The sequence below is a fragment of the Pseudomonas sp. HB05 genome (assembly GCF_016756915.1).
GTDB classification, from domain to species: Bacteria; Pseudomonadota; Gammaproteobacteria; order Pseudomonadales; family Pseudomonadaceae; genus Aquipseudomonas; species Aquipseudomonas alvandae.
Genome location: NZ_JAESPG010000015.1, coordinates 1 through 17,473, shown reverse-complemented (window position 1 = coordinate 17,473; position 17,473 = coordinate 1). Strand labels below are relative to the sequence as shown.

The window sequence follows — 17,473 nt, the reverse complement described above, 5'->3', positions numbered from 1 at the left end:
CGACAATGGCGTCGCCAGATCCGCACTCGGACAGAAACATGCCGGTTGCCCCTGAATATCCACGTGCCTATAGTCCAGGCATCGCCTACAACCAGTACGGACCCATGATCAAAGAACAGCTGTCTCGCTTTCATCGTCTTGACCTGCTCGGCCACCCGACCCCCCTGGAAAAACTCGACCGCCTCTCCGCCTGGCTAGGCCGGGACATTTACATCAAGCGCGACGACCTGACGCCACTGGCCCTGGGCGGCAACAAGCTGCGCAAGCTCGAATACCTGGCCGCCGACGCCATCGCCCAAGGCGCCGATACCCTCATCACCGCTGGGGCGATCCAGTCCAATCATGTACGCCAGACCGCAGCCCTGGCCGCGAAGCTGGGCCTGGGCTGCGTGGCGCTGCTGGAAAACCCGATTGGTACCGAGGACAGCAATTACCTGGGTAACGGCAATCGTCTGTTGCTGGAGCTTTTCGACACCAAGGTCGAGCTGGTAGACAACCTGGACAACGCCGATGACCAATTGCAGGCCCTCGCTGGCCGTCTGCGCAGCAACGGCAAAAAACCGTACCTGGTGCCGATTGGTGGTTCCAATGCCTTGGGCGCGCTGGGTTATGTACGCGCCGGCCTGGAGCTGGCCGAACAGATCAAGGACACCGGCGTCGATTTCGCCGCGGTGGTACTGGCCTCGGGCAGTGCCGGCACGCACAGCGGCCTGGCGCTGGCCTTGAGCGAAAGCCTGCCTGCGCTTCCGATCATTGGCGTAACGGTTTCGCGCAGCGAAGAGGACCAGTTTCCAAAGGTACAAGGCCTGGCCGAGCGCACCGCCGAGCTGCTTGAAGTGGCCCTCCCAGAGGCATTCAAGGTGAACCTGTGGGACGAATATTTCGCCCCTCGCTATGGCGAACCGAATGCCGGGACACTGGCAGCGGTCAAGCTGCTGGCGAGCCAGGAAGGTCTGCTGCTCGATCCCGTCTATACCGGCAAGGCCATGGCCGGCTTGCTCGATGGCATCGGCCGCGACCGTTTCGATGACGGTCCGATCATTTTCCTGCACACCGGCGGCGCGCCGGCGTTGTTCGCCTATGACGCGACGTTCTCGGCTTAGTGGAAGACTCAATGGAGGGCTTTTGTGGGAGCGAGCTTGCTCGCGATAGCGATAAATCAGCCGACAATTGTTTAACTGACACACCGCTATCGCGAGCAAGCTCGCTCCCACAGGTCTTCATTCCAAATTAGCATAGATGCTTGATTTAATATTATTTTCCAATCTATAAAACCCACCCTATAGTCTCGCCGCAAGCGCATTTGCCGCGAGACGTCCAGGCTGCTTTAAGGCAGGATGTGGCAATCTTTTCGGATCGCGGCTACGCCTTATCTCAGCCAAATAACGTCGTCATAAGAAAACACAGGGGCTTGTCATGAATTTTTCCGCATTACGTCGCAACCTGCTGGTGGGTTCGCTGGGCCTGGCATTGAGCGCTGGCCTGCTGGGGCAAGCGGTTGCCGGTGAGCAACTGCAAAAAATCAAGGACGCTGGTGAAATCAAGATCGGCCTGGAAGGCACTTATCCACCGTTCAGTTTCGTTGATGACAGCGGAAAACTGACCGGCTTCGAAGTGGAGTTCTCCGAAGCCCTGGCCAAGGAGCTGGGTGTGAAGGTCAAGCTGCAGACCACTCCATGGGCGGGCATTCTCGCGGCGCTGGAATCCAAGCGTCTGGACGCTGTAGTCAACCAAGTGACTATCTCCGAGGAACGTAAGAAGAAGTACGAATTCTCCGAGCCGTACACCATTTCCGGGATTCAAGCGCTGGTCCTGACCAAGAAGGCCGACGAGCTGAACATCAAGAAAGCCGCTGACCTGGACGGCAAGAAAGTTGGTGTGGGCCTGGGCACGAACTACGAACAATGGGTCAAGGCCGAAGTGCCGGGCGCCCAAGTCAAGACCTATGACGACGATCCGACCAAGTTCCAGGATCTGCGCGTCGGCCGTATCGACACCATCCTGATCGACCGCCTGGCCGCGCTGGAATACGCCAAGAAAGCCAAGGACACCACCGTTACCAGCGAAGCCTTCTCTCGCCAGGAGTCCGGTATCGCCCTGCGTAAAGGCGAGCCTGAGCTGCTGGCCGCCGTGAACAAGGCCATCGAAAAACTGCGCGCCGACGGCACGTTGAAAAAACTCTCGGAAAAATATTTCAGCGCTGACGTCACCCAATAATGGAAGCAGCTCTTCAACTCGCGCTGGACTCCGCGCCCTTCCTGCTCAAGGGCGCGTATTACACGGTCATCCTCAGCCTGGGCGGCATGTTCTTCGGCTTGTTGCTGGGGTTCGGCCTGGCGCTGATGCGCCTGTCGCGTTTCGCCCTGGTGAACTGGATCGCCCGCATCTACGTGTCGTTCTTTCGCGGCACGCCGTTGCTGGTGCAATTGTTCGTGATCTATTACGGGTTGCCGCAATTGGGCATCGAGCTGGACCCGCTGCCAGCGGCGCTGATCGGTTTCTCGCTGAACATGGCCGCCTATGCGTGTGAAATCCTGCGGGCCGCCATCAGTTCCATCGAGCGCGGCCAGTGGGAAGCGGCGGCGAGTATCGGCATGACCCGTGCGCAGACGCTGCGCCGGGCCATCCTGCCACAAGCCGCGCGCACCGCCCTGCCACCGTTGGGCAACAGTTTCATTTCCCTGGTGAAGGACACCGCGCTGGCGGCGACCATCCAGGTACCGGAGCTGTTCCGCCAGGCGCAGTTGATCACCGCCCGCACCTTCGAAATCTTCACCATGTATCTTGCCGCCGCGCTGATCTATTGGGTTCTTGCCACCGTGCTTTCGCACCTGCAGAACGTACTGGAAGCCCGGGTCAATCGGCACGACCAGGAGTCCTGACCCATGATTGTCGTGGAAAAACTGACAAAGCAGTTCAAGGGTCAGGTGGTGCTCAACGGCATCGACTTGAAGATCGAAGAAGGCGAAGTGGTTGCAATCATCGGCCCCAGCGGCTCGGGCAAGACCACCTTCCTGCGTTGCCTGAACTTCCTGGAAGAACCCAGCAGCGGCCGGATCAAGGTCGGCGACATCGAGATCGATGGCAGTCGCCCGTTGAACCAGCAGCAGGGCCTGGTGCGTCGCTTGCGCCAGCAGGTGGGCTTCGTGTTCCAGAACTTCAACCTGTTCCCCCATCGCACGGCATTGGAAAACGTCACCGAAGGCCCGATCGTGGTGAAAAAGACGCCGCGCGCGGAGGCCGAGACGTTGGGTCGCAAGTTATTGGCCAAGGTCGGATTGGCCGGTAAGGAAAACGCCTATCCGAGGCGCCTGTCGGGCGGTCAGCAACAGCGCGTGGCGATTGCTCGCGCACTGGCAATGGAACCGGCGGTGATCCTCTTCGACGAGCCGACCTCAGCCCTGGACCCAGAACTGGTGGGCGAAGTACTGGCGACGATTCGCGGCCTGGCCGAAGAAAAGCGCACCATGGTCATCGTGACCCATGAGATGAGCTTCGCCCGGGATGTGGCCAATCGCGTGGTGTTTTTCGACAAAGGCGTAATCGTCGAACAAGGCGAAGCCAAGGCTTTGTTCGCAAACCCTAAGGAAGAGCGCACTCGACAGTTCCTCAGCAAGTTCCTCTCTGCCGGACACGGCGCGCAATAACTTACCCCTGTCGAAACTTTCATGGAATGAAAGCTTCGACAAATCCTATAAATATCTCTGCCAACTTCCAGCCCAAGCAAACTGGGTAATCACTCATGCTCGAATGAGTCGCCAAAACCAACACGATTATCGCAAAAATAAGTTACCGCCTTGACCTGACCTGCTCCCGACCCAACCACCCGGACACCTCACAAGCCTAGGAAAAGGGCATCAAAGGCCGCGCATTAGTATCTTCGGCGCGTAGGATATTTCTGAAGACTTGCACAACTTGCTATTAAGCTCGCTGCTCTATTGACATTAAAACTACTGACCCTTTATCTAGGGGCGGACAGACCAAGCTTATCGTTCCGAAGTACCCATACAAGTTAACGACTTATTTGCCGAGCGATTGATCACGCTGAATAAGCAGGCACCCTGTTTCCACGAGAAAGGGTTCGTTTAATAAAATCAAAGGAGTAACAACATGACATGTACGTCAACTATTCCTGGACTGGCCGCGCCCACCTTGGCGAACGCACAGCGCGCCGGAATCAACATTACCAGCGCCACCCATCTGGAGATCATCATTGCCGCCTACCCGGGCATGGACGTCGGCGATGTGGTCGAACTGTATTGGGACAACTGCTATGTCGGCTCTCGCCTGCTGTCACATGAGGATACGCAGGGCAGCATCACGTTGCGGGTACCGGAGAGCTTTATCGTCAATGGGACCTCACGCATACACTATCGCGTCATGCAAATTGGCCGAGGGCCAGCGCTGTCGGCCACGCAACAGGTCCAGGTCAAGCTCGATTGCCCCGGTGGCCGACCCTCGACCTTGACCGGTGATGAGAACCAGAGCCTGGCGCCGGTGCGGATTCCTCAGACCATCCGCCGCCAGGGTGTGAACCCGAACCAGGTCAAACGTGGCGTGCCGCTGACCATCGAGCCCTACCTGAACATGGCCGCCGACGACGCGATTACCGTGCGTTGGGGCGATGTGCGCATGGACCTGCCGAGAATAACGCCTGGCGAAGTGGGCCAGCCGATCCACGTCTGGGTGCCGCCGGAAATCATCATGGAAGCAGGCGAGGACCTGCGCCTGGAAGTGACCTATTGCATCATCGACCGGGTGGGCAACAATTCCCGTTGGGCGCCACCGCGAACATTGAAGATCGGGGGCGCCCATCCCTGCCTGAAAAACCCGCCGAAAGAAGTGCAGCCCGCACAGGGAATCAAATCCAACCTATGATTATTCCTAAAAGTTAGTTCAAAAACGGTTTATGCACGTTTAGGGTATATCAACCGGACCACCGGACATTCTTGATTTTCGCTCGCCGCATTCATCGCGGTGTTTTCTTGAGATGTGAGGTGGGTATGGTACGGAACACAATCACCCCAGTGCAGAGCGCCAAGGCCCTGCACACAGCCACGGAGCGGCGGTGATGTCCGATTTGGCCCAGGCAAAGGTCCAGAGCGACCAGGACATCGCGCCGCTGTTATTGCCGGCACAGGTATTGCGCAACGATGCGGAGGCGATCGAGGCCGCTCATCAATTGGCACAGGTCGCGCGCCAGCAAGCCGCGCGTCGCGACCAGCAACGCAAGTTGCCTTGGTCGGAAATCGAGCAATTCACCCGTAGCGGCCTCGGCAGCATTGCCGTTCCCCGCGAATATGGCGGACCGCAAGTCTCCTCGGTCACCGTTGCCGAAGTGTTCGCAATCATCTCCGCAGCAGACCCGGCCCTCGGCCAGATTCCACAGAACCAGTTCGGCGTGCTCCAGTTGATTCTCGCGACGGGCACCGAGCGACAAAAGAAGATTCTCCTGCAGAGCCTGCTCGAAGGCTGGCGCATCGGTAACGCCGGACCGGAACGCGGCACCCGCAATACCTTGGAACTCAAGGCGCGGATCACGGCCGACGGCGACGGCTTTGTCATCAACGGGCAGAAGTTTTATTCCACCGGTGCGCTGTTCGCCCATTGGGTCGCCGTCAAGGCTTTGGATGACGAGGGTCGCCAGGTGTTGGCGTTCGTTCGACGCGGCACTCCCGGCCTGCGCATCGTCGATGACTGGTCGGGCTTCGGCCAGCGCACCACGGCCAGCGGCACGGTCCTGCTGAACAATGTGCGGGTCGACGCAGAGTTGGTGCTGGACAACTGGCGCATCAATGAAGTGCCAAACGTGCAGGGGGCGTTTTCGCAACTGATCCAGGCCGCGATCGACCTGGGCATCGCCCGGGGCGCCATCGATGACGCGATCGCCTTCGTTCGTGAACGCGCACGGCCCTGGATCGAGGCCAAGGTCGAGCGTGCCAGCGATGACTTGTACGTCATTGCCGACGTCGGCAGGCTGAAGATCGAACTTCACGCCGCCGAGGCGTTGCTGCGCAAGGCCGGGCAAATCCTCGATCAGGTCAACGCCGCGCCAATCACCGAACAGTCCGCCGCCCGCGCCTCGATAGCCGTCGCCGAAGCCAAGGTGCTGACCACCGAAATCGCCCTGAACGCCAGCGAAAAACTCTTCGAACTGGCCGGCAGCCGCGCCACCCTCGCCGAATTCAACCTTGATCGCCACTGGCGCAACGCGCGGGTCCACACCCTGCACGACCCGGTGCGCTGGAAATACCACGCGGTCGGCGACTACCGCCTGAACGGCACCTTGCCGGCCCGACATTCCTGGATCTGACGACCCGACCTCTGGAGCAGCACATGACGCTTTCCCAACACGTCGCGGTGATTGCCAGCGATGAACAAGCCCTGATTGTCGCCAGCGACCTGGCCGAAGACTTCAAGCGCGACAGTGCCCTGCGCGACCGCGAACGGCGCCTGCCGCACCCGGAACTCGAGGCGTTCTCGCGCTCCGGCCTATGGGGCATCAGCGTGCCCAAGGCCTATGGCGGCGCGGGTGTATCCAACGTCACGCTGGCCAAGGTCGTTGCGCTGATCTCCCAAGCCGACGGCTCGCTCGGCCAGATTCCGCAAAATCATTTCTACGCATTGGAAGTGCTGCGGGTCAACGGCAGCGAAGCCCAGAAGCAGCGGCTTTACGCCGAGGTGCTGGCCGGCCAGCGGTTCGGCAATGCCCTGGCGGAGCTCGGGACCAAGACGGCCCATGACCGCATCACCCAGCTGCGCCGTGACGGCGACGGCCATCGCATCAATGGCCGCAAGTTCTACGCCACCGGGGCGATCTATGCCCAGCGCATCCCCACCTCGGTGGTGGATGAGAACGGCGTGCAGCAGTTGGCGTTCGTCCCACGCAACAGCCAAGGCCTGACGGTGATCGACGACTGGAGCGGTTTCGGCCAGCGCACCACGGGCAGCGGCTCGGTGGTCTTCGAGGATGTCCATGTTTGTGCCGAAGACATCGTGCCCTTCCAGAGCGCCTTCGAACGCCCCACCCCGGTCGGCCCGCTGGCACAGATCCTTCACGCCGCGATCGATACCGGCATCGCCCGCGCCGCCTATGAAGACGCCTTGCATTTTGTCCGCCACAAAACCCGGCCATGGATCGACGCCACCAGTGACGTCGCGACCCAGGACCCACATACCCTCAAGAGCTTCGGCCACCTGAGCATCCGCCTGCACGCCGCCGAAGCCTTGCTGGAACGCGCCGGAGAATTCCTCGATCGCGCCCAGGCTGACACGAACGCAGAAACGGTAGCAGCGGCCTCGATTGCGGTGGCGGAAGCCCGGGCGATCAGCACGGAAATCTCCCTGGCGGCTGGCAGCACACTGTTCGAACTGGCCGGCAGCCAGGCGACCCTGGCCGAACATGGCCTCGACCGCCACTGGCGCAACGCCCGGGTGCATACGTTGCACGACCCGGTGCGCTGGAAATATCACGCGGTCGGCAATTTCTACCTCAACGATGAAAAACCGCCGCTGCGGGGGACGATCTGATGGCGGCCGGCAAGAAAAAAATCCTCCTCAACGCGTTCAACATGAACTGCATCGGGCATATCAATCATGGCCTGTGGACCCATCCACAGGACACGTCGACCCAATACAACACCCTTGAATACTGGACCGGGCTGGCCCAGTTATTGGAACGCGGGTTGTTCGATGGCTTGTTCATTGCCGATATCGTCGGGGTCTATGACGTCTACCAGCAGTCGGTGGATGTCACGCTGAAAGAGTCGATCCAACTGCCGGTCAATGACCCACTGCTGCTGGTCTCGGCGATGGCCGCCGTGACGAAACACCTCGGTTTCGGCCTCACGGCCAACCTGACCTACGAGCCGCCGTACCTGTTCGCCCGGCGCATGAGCACGCTGGATCACCTGAGTCGTGGCCGGGTCGGCTGGAACATCGTCACGGGTTACCTGGACAGCGCCGCCAAGGCGATGGGGCTCACCGCGCAAGTCGAGCATGACCGTCGCTACGACCAGGCCGATGAGTATTTGCAAGTGCTCTACAAGCTGTGGGAAGGCAGTTGGGAAGACGACGCGGTCATCAACGATCGCGAGCAGCGGATTTATGCCCAGCCAGAAAAGGTGCACAAGGTCCGGCATCAGGGCGAGTTCTATCAGGTCGAGGGCTATCACCTCTGCGAACCCTCGCCGCAGCGCACACCTGTGTTGTTCCAGGCCGGCAGCTCGGAGCGGGGCCTGCTGTTCGCCGGGCGCCACGCCGAATGCGTATTCATCAGCGGCCAGAACAAACCGGCGACCAAGGTCCAAGTGGACAAGGTCCGGGCCAGTGCCATCGAGGCCGGGCGCAACCCCGAGGACATCAAGGTGTTCATGGGCCTGAACGTGATTGTCGGCGAGACCGAAGCAGCGGCCTGGGCCAAGCATGCCGAATACCTTGGCTACGCCAGCGCCGAAGCCGGGGTGGCGCATTTCTCCGCGTCGACGGGCATCGATTTTTCCGAGTACGAATTGGACGAACCGATCCAGTACGTGAAGAGCAACGCGATCCAATCCGCCACCAAGACCCTGCAAAACAACGACTGGACCCGGCGCAAGCTGCTGGAGCAACACGCCTTGGGCGGGCGCTACATCACCGTGGTCGGCTCGCCCGAACAGGTCGCCGATGAGCTGGAGTCCTGGATCGCCGAAACCGGCCTCGATGGCTTCAACCTGACCCGCATCGTCACGCCGCAAAGCTACGTGGATTTCATCGACCTGGTGATCCCCGAGCTGCAGCGACGCGGGTCATACAAGACCGAATACGACAACGGCACCCTGCGGGAAAAGCTGTTCGACGCGGGGGCTCATTTGCCCGGACAACACACCGGCTCCACCTACAGACACTGACCCTGTGGACTAGGCCTGATGAACCTGTGGCGAGGGGATTCATCCCCGTTGGGCCGCGAAGCGGCCCCAAGATCTGATACTGCCGTGTATCAGGTTGATCGCATTGACTGTATTTGGGGCTGCCAAGCAGCCCAGCGGGGATGAATCCCCTCGCCACGAAAGCACATGACTCAATCAATGACTGGAATATCCGACATGACCAAGCACTTCCTCACCCTGCCAGTCAGAACCCTGGCCCTGGCTCTCGGCCTGTTCAGCTCGGCGCTGTTCGCCGCCGACGCCCCGCTGAAAATCGGCACCACCGCCGCCTTCGCCATTCCCTTGGAAGCAGCGGTGCAAGAAGCCGATAAACAAGGCCTGAAGGTCGAGCTGGTGGAGTTCAGCGACTGGATCGCGCCCAACGTCAGCCTCGCTTCGGGCGACATCGACGTGAATTACTTCCAGCACATCCCCTTCCTGGAAAACGCCAAGGCCGCCGCCGGTTTCGACCTGGTGCCGTTCGCCCCGGGCATCATCAACAACGTCGGCCTCTACTCGAAGCAATACAAAAGCTTCGCCGAATTACCCGAGGGCGCCAGCGTCGCCATTGCCAACGACCCGATCAACAGCGGACGCGGCTTGCAGTTGCTGGCCAAGGCCGGGCTGATCACGCTCAAGCCAGGGGTCGGCTACAAGGCCACCGAAGATGACATCGTGACCAACCCGAAAAAGCTCAAGATTCTGCAAGTCGAAGCGGTACAACTGGTGCGCGCCTATGAAGACGCCGATCTGGTGCAGGGCTATCCGGCGTACATCCGCTTGGCGAACACCTTCGATGCGACGTCCGCGTTGCTGTTCGACGGCCTGGATCACAAGGAGTACGTCATCCAGTTCGTGATCCAGCCCAAGAGCAAGGATGATCCACGGTTGATCAAGTTCGTCGATATCTACCAGCACTCGCCCGCAGTGCGCGCAGCCTTGGACAAGGCCCACGGCAAGCTCTACCAAGCCGGTTGGGAAGGCTGAACATGAGTGCCGTCAACGCTCGACTCCGTCATGACGCCCCAGCGCCCCACATCGCCGACCAGACCGAGCTGCATCCAGAATTGAACCGTGCCCACGTGCGCTTCATCGGCCTGGGCAAGACCTACGCTGGCACCCAGGGCCCGGTGGCCGCCCTGCAAGGCATCGACCTCGCGATCCAGCGCGGCGAGGTGTTCGGCATCATCGGCCGCAGCGGCGCGGGCAAATCGTCGCTGATCCGCACCATCAACCGCCTCGAACAGCCCACCAGCGGGCGCGTGCTGATCGATCAGGTAGACATTGGCGAATTCGACGAAGATCGGCTGGTGGAGTTACGCCGGCGCATCGGCATGATCTTCCAGCACTTCAACCTGATGTCGGCCAAGACGGTGTGGCAGAACGTCGAGCTGCCGCTCAAGGTGGCCGGCGTGCCCAAGGAACAACGCCAGCACAAGGTGTGCGAACTGTTGGAGCTGGTGGGTCTGCAAGGTAAGCACGGCGCCTATCCGGCGCAGCTTTCGGGTGGTCAGAAGCAGCGTGTTGGGATTGCCCGGGCGCTGGTTCATGACCCGCAGATCCTGTTATGCGACGAGGCCACCTCGGCGCTCGATCCGGAGACGACTCAGTCGATACTCGGTTTGCTGCGTGAGATCAACCAGCGCCTGGGCCTGACCATCGTGCTGATCACCCATGAGATGGCGGTCATCCGCGAAGTCTGTGACCGGGTGGTGGTGCTCGAACAAGGACGAATCGTCGAACAAGGGCCGGTCTGGGAAGTCTTCGGCAACCCGCAGCATGACGTCAGTCGCACGCTCTTGGCGCCGTTGCAGCACGCACTGCCCGAAGAGCTGCAAAGCCGCTTGCAACCTCATCCGGCGTCGGCGGACGCGGCCACGGTGCTGCGCCTGCGCTTCACCGGCATTGATAAGGATGAGCCGGACCTGGCTGCCTTGTTCAGCGCCCTGGGTGGACGGGTGCGACTGCTCCACGGTGGTATCGAACGAATTCAGGGCCATGGATTGGGGCAATTGCTGCTCGCGGTGAGCGGCTCGGCCTGGAGCGCCGAGGAGTTGCGTCAGCGCGCGGGCAATTGGGCACAACAGGTGGAGGTGCTGGGTCATGTGGTTTGATCGGTTATTGCAGGGTTTCATCGACACCTTCCTGATGGTCGGCGTGTCGTCCTTGATCGCTTTGTTGGCGGGCATTCCGTTGGCAGTGATCCTCGTCACGAGCGGCAAGGGAGGGATTTATGAAGCGCCGGCCTTGAACAGGGCTTTGGGCGCGTTCGTGAACCTGTTCCGCTCGATACCCTTCCTGATCCTGATGGTGGCACTGATTCCCTTCACCCGCCTGATCGTCGGCACAACTTATGGCGTGTGGGCCGCCGTGGTGCCGCTGGCCATCGCCGCCACGCCGTTTTTTGCGCGTATCGCCGAAGTCAGCCTGCGGGAAGTCGACCACGGCCTGATCGAAGCAGCCCAGGCGATGGGTTGCCGGCGCTGGCACATCGTTTGGCATGTGCTGCTGCCTGAAGCGCTGCCCGGCATCGTCGGCGGCTTTACCATCACGCTGGTGACGATGATCAACTCCTCCGCCATGGCTGGCGCGATCGGCGCCGGCGGCCTCGGCGATATCGCTTACCGGTATGGTTACCAGCGTTTCGACAGCCAGATCATGCTCACGGTGATCGTATTGCTGGTGGCGTTGGTGGCGGTGATTCAATTGGGCGGGGACCGGCTGGCGCGGGGTTTGAACAAGCGCTGAAGAGCGCTTCATTTGTGTGGGCGAGCTTGCGGTATAGTCGTCGAACACTCCTATCCAAAGCCAGCGACCATGAAACACAGCGCCGACGACCTGCACACCATCACCGCCACCACACTGGGGCATTACAACACCGTGGCGGAAAGCTTTCGCGAAGGTACCCGCGATCATGATGTCAGCCAGAACATCGACGCCTTGCTGCGACACATCCAGGGACAGGCACCGTTTCATATCCTGGATTTTGGCTGCGGTCCCGGGCGCGATTTGCGCACCCTCACCGGCCTGGGCCATGTCGCGGTCGGCCTCGACGGTTCCGAAGCGTTTGCGCGCATGGCCCGTCAGGACAGCGGCTGCGAGGTCTGGCAACAGGATTTCCTGCAACTGGACCTGCCGGAGGAACGCTTCGATGGGATCTTCGCCAACGCCGTGCTGTTTCACATTCCCGTGCAGGAACTGCCCCGCGTCCTCAAGCAATTGCACGCCACGCTCAAGCCCGGCGGCGTGCTGTTCAGCTCAAATCCCCGGGGCGAAAACCAGGAAGGCTGGAACGGCCAGCGCTTCGGCGCGTATCACGACCTCGACGCCTGGCGCACGCTGCTCACGGCGGCGGGTTTTGAGGAGTTGGAGCATTACTACCGGCCAGCGGGGCTGCCGCGGGAGCAGCAGCCTTGGTTGGCGAGTGTTTGGCGTAGACCTTGAATTTCCACTGTGGCGAGGGGATTTATCCCCGCTGGGGGGCGAAGCGCCCCCAATAGCCGCTGCCTCGGTGTACCTGACTGATTGTATCGCTTGCATGGGGGCGCTTCGCACCCCAACGGGGATAAATCCCCTCGCCACAACGAACAGCGCTTGAGTCCGATTCTTTATCGCCTGTCACTCTTGCTTGACCAACCACTTCTGCGTCAGCTGCTCCAAGCGCCCATCGTCCTTGATACGCCCCAAGGCATTGTCCACGCTGGCCTTGAACGCCGGGTTGCCCTTCTGGAAGGGAATCACCAGGTTCGGCGCCGGCTCCTTCTTCTCCTCGGGCTGGAAAGACTGCGCCAGGACCAGCGGACGTTGCGCCTCTTCCTTGCTCGCCAGTAATTGCGCATCCGGTTGGCTATAAGTCGCGCTGGTGTCGAAACGTTCCGCCAGTTCCGGGGTCATTGCTATGTGGTTGATGGCGACGTCGTACTTGCCGCTCTCCACACCGGACAACAGATCCGCAGCATCGGTAACGACGAAATCAGGCCGGACATCGAGTTCCGCCGCGAGCATCTCGCCCAGCTCCACTTCGAAACCGGTGAGCTTGCCCTCTTCCTTGAAATTGAACGGGGCGGTGTTGGCCTCCAGGGCGATTCGCAACTCGCCACGGTCGTTGACGTCATCGATCAGTTCCGCATGGGCCAGAGGGCTCAACAGGGGTAGCAGGCAGATCAGGCCAGGCAGGAAACGCATGGTCACTCCTAGGTTTTTATACAAGCGAGGCTCGTTTCAGGCTCGCTTTGCTATGGTTATTGCAGCCTTCGACAACGATTGGTCATGAAGTTGTCATGACCAGACGGATTTCATGGAAAAACTGGAGAAAAAAATGAAAAGCTTTATGTCACGTGCCGCGTTGACCGGTCTGTTGCTGGGAGCCTCGATGCTGGCAACAGCCGCAACCCCGGCACCCAAGGGCGCAGAAGTGTTCATCGTTTCCCCTGAAGACGGCGCCACCGTCAGCCAAGAGTTCAAGGTCAAATTCGGCGTCAAGGATATCGCCCTGGCCCCGGCGGGTGACATGACCAAAAACACCGGCCATCATCACCTGCTCATTGATGTGGACAAACTGCCCGCCGCAGGCGCGCCGATTCCGACCGACGCCAACCACATGCACTTCGGCAAGGCGCAAACCGAGGCCACCATCAAACTGGCGCCGGGCAAGCACACCTTGCAGCTCATCCTGGGCGACAGCGGCCATATGCCGTTCGATCCATCGATCGTGTCCAAGAAGATCACGGTGAATGTGAAATAACACAAAAATGCTGTCCCCCTGTGGGAGCGAGCCTGCTCGCGATAGCGGTAGTTCAGTCGATGGATCTTTTTCTGACGCACCGCGATCGCGAGCAAGCTCGCTCCCACAGGGTTTCAAGGTTGTGTCAGGCAAAAAAACGGGAGCCCCCTGCGGGGCTCCCGTTTTTTTATTGCAAGCCCAGCCTGATCAGAACAACACGCGGCAACGAATGGTGCCGTTGATGTGCTGCAGCTTCTCTTGCGCCAGGTCCGAGTACTCGGCATCGACGTCGATCACGACGTAGCCGACTTTCTCGTTGGTTTGCAGGAACTGACCGGAAATGTTGATGCCGTTTTCGGCGAAGACCTTGTTGATCTCGCTCATCACACCCGGGATGTTCTCGTGGATGTGCAGCAGGCGGTGCTTGCCAGGGTGTGCCGGCAGGGCCACTTCCGGGAAGTTCACCGACGATACCGAGGTACCGTTGTCGCTGTACTTGACCAGTTTCTCCGCCACTTCCAGGCCGATGTTGGCTTGGGCTTCAGCGGTGGAACCGCCGATGTGCGGGGTCAGGATCACGTTATCCAGGCCACGCAGCGGGCTTTCGAAGATGTCGTCGTTGGAGCGTGGCTCCACCGGGAATACGTCGATGGCGGCGCCGATCAGGTGCTTGTCCTTGATCGCTTCGGCCAGGGCATCGAGCTTGACCACGGTGCCACGAGCGGCGTTGATCAGGATCCCGCCTTTCTTGATGGCGCGAATTTCCTTCTCGCCGATCATCCACTGGGTGGCAGCGGTTTCCGGTACGTGCAGGGTCACGATGTCGGACATGCCCAGCAACTCGTGCAGATTGTTGACCTGGGTGGCGTTGCCCAGGGGCAGCTTGGTCACGGTGTCGTAGAAGAACACCTGCATGCCAAGGCCTTCAGCCAGTACCGACAATTGGGTGCCGATCGAGCCGTAACCGACGATACCCAGCTTCTTGCCGCGGATTTCGAAGGAGTTGGCCGCGCTCTTGATCCAGCCGCCACGGTGGCAGGAAGCGTTTTTCTCAGGGATGCCGCGCAGCAGCAGGATCGCTTCAGCCAGTACCAGTTCGGCAACGGAACGGGTGTTGGAATACGGCGCATTGAACACTGCGATGCCGCGCTCGCGCGCCGCGTTGAGGTCAACCTGGTTGGTGCCGATGCAGAAGCAGCCGACCGCGACCAGTTTCTTGGCGTGGTCGAAGATCTCTTCGGTCAGTTGAGTACGGGAGCGAATACCGATGAAGTGAGCATCGGCGATCTTTTCCTTGAGCTGGGCTTCCGGCAGAGAACTGGTGATGTACTCGATGCTGGTGTAGCCCGCCGACTTGAGGACGTCGACAGCCGATTGGTGGACGCCTTCGAGAAGAAGGAACTTGATCTTGCTCTTATCGAGAGAAGTCTTGCTCATCTGCGTAAACCTGTGTCCCGGAGAAAAATGGCAGGGAATCGGACAGCGTGGGCTGGCCCGACCGGCGTGACAGCCGTCGCCGCAGAACAGCCGTTGGGCACTACGCTGCGGGGTCGGTATGCTAGCATATGCCCCCCGCAAACACCCATTCCTGCGACGTGAAGCGTTCTCAGGATGACCATGAATTGTTCGAGAGTTCTGTCGATGACCAATCCTGCCGTGATAGATGAGCTGAAGACCCTGGTTGAGCCTGGCAAGGTCCTGACCGATGCCGACTCCCTGAATGCTTACGGCAAGGATTGGACCAAGCATTACGCGCCCGCCCCGACCGCCATCGTTTTCCCCAAGACCACCGAGCAAGTCCAGGCCATCGTGCGCTGGGCCAACGCGCACAAGGTCGCGCTGGTGCCATCAGGCGGGCGTACCGGGCTTTCCGCCGCCGCCGTGGCGGCAAATGGCGAAGTCGTGGTGTCATTCGACTACATGAACCAGATTCTCGACGTCAACCTGACCGACCGCACCGCCGTGTGCCAGCCGGGCGTGGTCACCGAACAATTGCAGAACAAGGCCGAAGAGCACGGCTTGTATTACCCGGTGGACTTCGCTTCCGCCGGTTCCAGCCAGATTGGCGGCAATATCGGCACGAATGCCGGCGGAATCAAGGTCATTCGCTACGGCATGACTCGTAACTGGGTGGCGGGCATGAAGGTCGTCACCGGCAAGGGTGACGTGCTGGAACTGAACAAGGACCTGATCAAGAACGCCACCGGCTACGATCTGCGGCAATTGTTCATCGGCGCCGAAGGGACCCTCGGCTTCGTGGTCGAGGCCACCATGCGCCTGGACCGCGCCCCGAAGAACCTCACCGCCATGGTGCTCGGCACGCCGGACTTCGATTCGATCATGCCGGTATTGCATGCCTTCCAAGGCAAGCTCGACTTGACCGCCTTCGAATTTTTCTCCGACAAGGCCCTGGCCAAGGTCCTCGGTCGTGGCGATGTTCCCGCGCCGTTCGAAACCGACTGCCCGTTCTACGCTCTGCTGGAATTCGAAGCCACCACCGAAGAAGTCGCCAACCATGCCCTGGAAACCTTCGAACACTGCGTCGAGCAGGGCTGGGTGCTGGACGGTGTGATGAGCCAGAGCGAAACCCAGCTGCAGAACCTGTGGAAGCTGCGCGAGTACATCTCCGAAACCATCTCGCACTGGACGCCGTACAAGAACGACATTTCGGTGACCGTTTCAAAAGTCCCAGGCTTCCTGCGGGAAATCGACGCGATCGTCGGCGAACACTATCCAGATTTCGAAATTGTCTGGTTCGGCCATATCGGCGACGGCAACCTGCACCTGAACATCCTCAAGCCGGAAAACCTGAGCAAGGATGAATTCTTCGCCAAGTGCGCGACCGTGAACAAATGGGTCTTCGAAACCGTCGAGAAATACAACGGTTCGATTTCCGCGGAACATGGCGTGGGCATGACCAAGCGCGACTACCTGACCTATAGTCGTTCGCCAGTGGAGATTGAATACATGAAAGCCGTGAAGGCGGTGTTCGACCCGAACGGCATCATGAACCCGGGCAAGATTTTCGCGGTTTGACCAATAACACCTGAAATCGAAAAGGCAGGAGTCGGTAAATGAGCTATCAGCACCAGTATGTCGACGGTACGCGCATTCATTTCCCGGTGGGAAAAGTAGTCTGCATCGGGCGTAACTACGCCGAACATGCAAAGGAATTGGATAACCCGGTGCCCACCGAACCCTTGCTGTTCATCAAGCCAGGCAGTTGCGTGGTGCCGCTGGAGGGTGGCTTCAACATCCCGGCCGACCGCGGCGCGGTGCACTACGAGGCGGAAATCGCGGTGCTGATCGGCAAGCCGTTGTCCACCCGGCCCAGCGCTGAAGAAGTGCTGGACGCCATCTCCGGCTTCGCCCCGGCCCTGGACCTGACCCTGCGGGACAAGCAGGCCGAGCTCAAGGCCAAGGGCTTGCCGTGGGAAGTCGCCAAGTCTTTCGACGGCGCGGCAGTGGTCGCCCCGTTTGTCTCGAAGGATACCTTTGCCGACCTGGCGGACATCCCGGTTCGCCTGACCATCAATGGTGAAGTGCGCCAGGACGGCAACAGCAACCTGATGCTCAACCCCATCGTGCCGATGATCCAATACATGGCCGGTTGCTTCTCGCTGCAGGCCGGCGACGTGATTCTCACCGGCACCCCGGCGGGCGTCGGGCCGCTGAATGCAGGGGACGAACTGGTCCTGGAATTGCCAGGGGCAAGCCGCTTCGAGAGCAGCGTTCGCTAACGGCCAACCTGTACCATCACTCCTGTGGGAGCGGGGGGGGGGGGGGGGGGGGGGGCGCGGGGGGGGGGGGGGGTGTGGGGGGCGGCCGCACACCCCGCGCGCGC

17 protein-coding genes are annotated in these 17,473 nt (G+C 60.5%); 15 read left to right on the top strand and 2 right to left on the bottom strand.

The genetic code is table 11. The features are described 5' to 3' along the window. Window positions 1-104: 104 nt before the first annotated feature. The 12 genes from JMN22_RS14435 to JMN22_RS14380 all read left to right on the top strand — a co-directional run bounded on the left by JMN22_RS14435 (window position 105) and on the right by JMN22_RS14380 (window position 12,350). The gene (locus JMN22_RS14435) at window positions 105-1,103 is read left to right on the top strand and encodes a D-cysteine desulfhydrase (protein ID WP_198797093.1); all 999 of its coding nucleotides are present in this window, start codon (window positions 105-107) and stop codon (window positions 1,101-1,103) included. A 313-nt stretch (window positions 1,104-1,416) separates the two neighbouring features. Next, window positions 1,417-2,217, top strand: coding sequence for a cystine ABC transporter substrate-binding protein (gene tcyJ / locus JMN22_RS14430; RefSeq protein WP_198797037.1), 801 nt, complete (start codon window positions 1,417-1,419; stop codon window positions 2,215-2,217). Then, on the top strand, window positions 2,217-2,882 hold the full coding sequence (gene tcyL, locus JMN22_RS14425) for a cystine ABC transporter permease (protein WP_030140508.1): 666 nt from the start codon (window positions 2,217-2,219) through the stop codon (window positions 2,880-2,882). The genes tcyJ and tcyL overlap by 1 nt, the downstream gene beginning before the upstream one ends. 3 nt (window positions 2,883-2,885) lie before the next feature. Further along, window positions 2,886-3,647: an L-cystine ABC transporter ATP-binding protein TcyN gene (gene tcyN, locus JMN22_RS14420; protein ID WP_198797036.1), complete on the top strand. Its 762-nt coding sequence runs from the start codon at window positions 2,886-2,888 to the stop codon at window positions 3,645-3,647. Window positions 3,648-4,110: 463 nt separating this feature from the next. Further along, window positions 4,111-4,878 (top strand): hypothetical protein, encoded by a 768-nt coding sequence (locus JMN22_RS14415; RefSeq protein WP_198797035.1) that lies wholly within the window; start codon window positions 4,111-4,113, stop codon window positions 4,876-4,878. A 193-nt stretch (window positions 4,879-5,071) separates the two neighbouring features. Beyond that, on the top strand, window positions 5,072-6,313 hold the full coding sequence (locus tag JMN22_RS14410) for an SfnB family sulfur acquisition oxidoreductase (protein WP_030140511.1): 1,242 nt from the start codon (window positions 5,072-5,074) through the stop codon (window positions 6,311-6,313). A gap of 23 nt (window positions 6,314-6,336) precedes the next feature. Further along, window positions 6,337-7,530, top strand: coding sequence for an SfnB family sulfur acquisition oxidoreductase (locus JMN22_RS14405; protein WP_198797034.1), 1,194 nt, complete (start codon window positions 6,337-6,339; stop codon window positions 7,528-7,530). Then, the gene (locus JMN22_RS14400; protein ID WP_198797033.1) at window positions 7,530-8,888 is read left to right on the top strand and encodes an LLM class flavin-dependent oxidoreductase; all 1,359 of its coding nucleotides are present in this window, start codon (window positions 7,530-7,532) and stop codon (window positions 8,886-8,888) included. The genes JMN22_RS14405 and JMN22_RS14400 overlap by 1 nt, the downstream gene beginning before the upstream one ends. 195 nt (window positions 8,889-9,083) lie before the next feature. Then, window positions 9,084-9,893 carry a MetQ/NlpA family ABC transporter substrate-binding protein gene (locus tag JMN22_RS14395; RefSeq protein ID WP_198797092.1) on the top strand — a complete coding sequence of 270 codons (810 nt, stop codon included), beginning with the start codon at window positions 9,084-9,086 and terminating at the stop codon, window positions 9,891-9,893. A gap of 2 nt (window positions 9,894-9,895) precedes the next feature. After that, window positions 9,896-11,020: a methionine ABC transporter ATP-binding protein gene (locus tag JMN22_RS14390; protein WP_198797032.1), complete on the top strand. Its 1,125-nt coding sequence runs from the start codon at window positions 9,896-9,898 to the stop codon at window positions 11,018-11,020. Then, window positions 11,010-11,654, top strand: a complete 645-nt coding sequence (locus JMN22_RS14385; RefSeq protein WP_030140516.1) for a methionine ABC transporter permease — start codon at window positions 11,010-11,012, stop codon at window positions 11,652-11,654. Before JMN22_RS14390 ends, JMN22_RS14385 begins: the two co-directional genes overlap by 11 nt. A 69-nt stretch (window positions 11,655-11,723) precedes the next feature. Then, on the top strand, window positions 11,724-12,350 hold the full coding sequence (locus JMN22_RS14380; protein WP_198797031.1) for a class I SAM-dependent methyltransferase: 627 nt from the start codon (window positions 11,724-11,726) through the stop codon (window positions 12,348-12,350). Between the two features lie 174 nt (window positions 12,351-12,524). Here JMN22_RS14380 and JMN22_RS14375 read toward each other — a convergent pair whose 3' ends face one another. Next, window positions 12,525-13,091, bottom strand: a complete 567-nt coding sequence (locus JMN22_RS14375; protein WP_030140518.1) for a transporter substrate-binding domain-containing protein — start codon at window positions 13,089-13,091, stop codon at window positions 12,525-12,527. A gap of 133 nt (window positions 13,092-13,224) precedes the next feature. On the opposite strand from JMN22_RS14375, the gene JMN22_RS14370 reads away from it, so the two are divergent. Beyond that, complete coding sequence (locus JMN22_RS14370; protein ID WP_198797030.1) at window positions 13,225-13,650, top strand: DUF4399 domain-containing protein; 426 nt, start codon at window positions 13,225-13,227, stop codon at window positions 13,648-13,650. Between the two features lie 186 nt (window positions 13,651-13,836). On the opposite strand, the gene serA is transcribed toward JMN22_RS14370, so the two are convergent. Next, entirely contained in the window at window positions 13,837-15,066 is a 1,230-nt protein-coding gene (serA, locus tag JMN22_RS14365) for a phosphoglycerate dehydrogenase (protein WP_030140520.1), read from the bottom strand. Window positions 15,067-15,270: 204 nt separating this feature from the next. Between serA and JMN22_RS14360 the strand changes: the two genes are divergently transcribed. Both JMN22_RS14360 and JMN22_RS14355 read left to right on the top strand, forming a co-directional pair. Continuing rightward, window positions 15,271-16,665, top strand: coding sequence for an FAD-binding oxidoreductase (locus tag JMN22_RS14360; protein WP_030140521.1), 1,395 nt, complete (start codon window positions 15,271-15,273; stop codon window positions 16,663-16,665). A 38-nt stretch (window positions 16,666-16,703) separates the two neighbouring features. Next, window positions 16,704-17,369 carry a fumarylacetoacetate hydrolase family protein gene (locus JMN22_RS14355; protein ID WP_198797029.1) on the top strand — a complete coding sequence of 222 codons (666 nt, stop codon included), beginning with the start codon at window positions 16,704-16,706 and terminating at the stop codon, window positions 17,367-17,369. Window positions 17,370-17,473 lie beyond the last annotated feature (104 nt).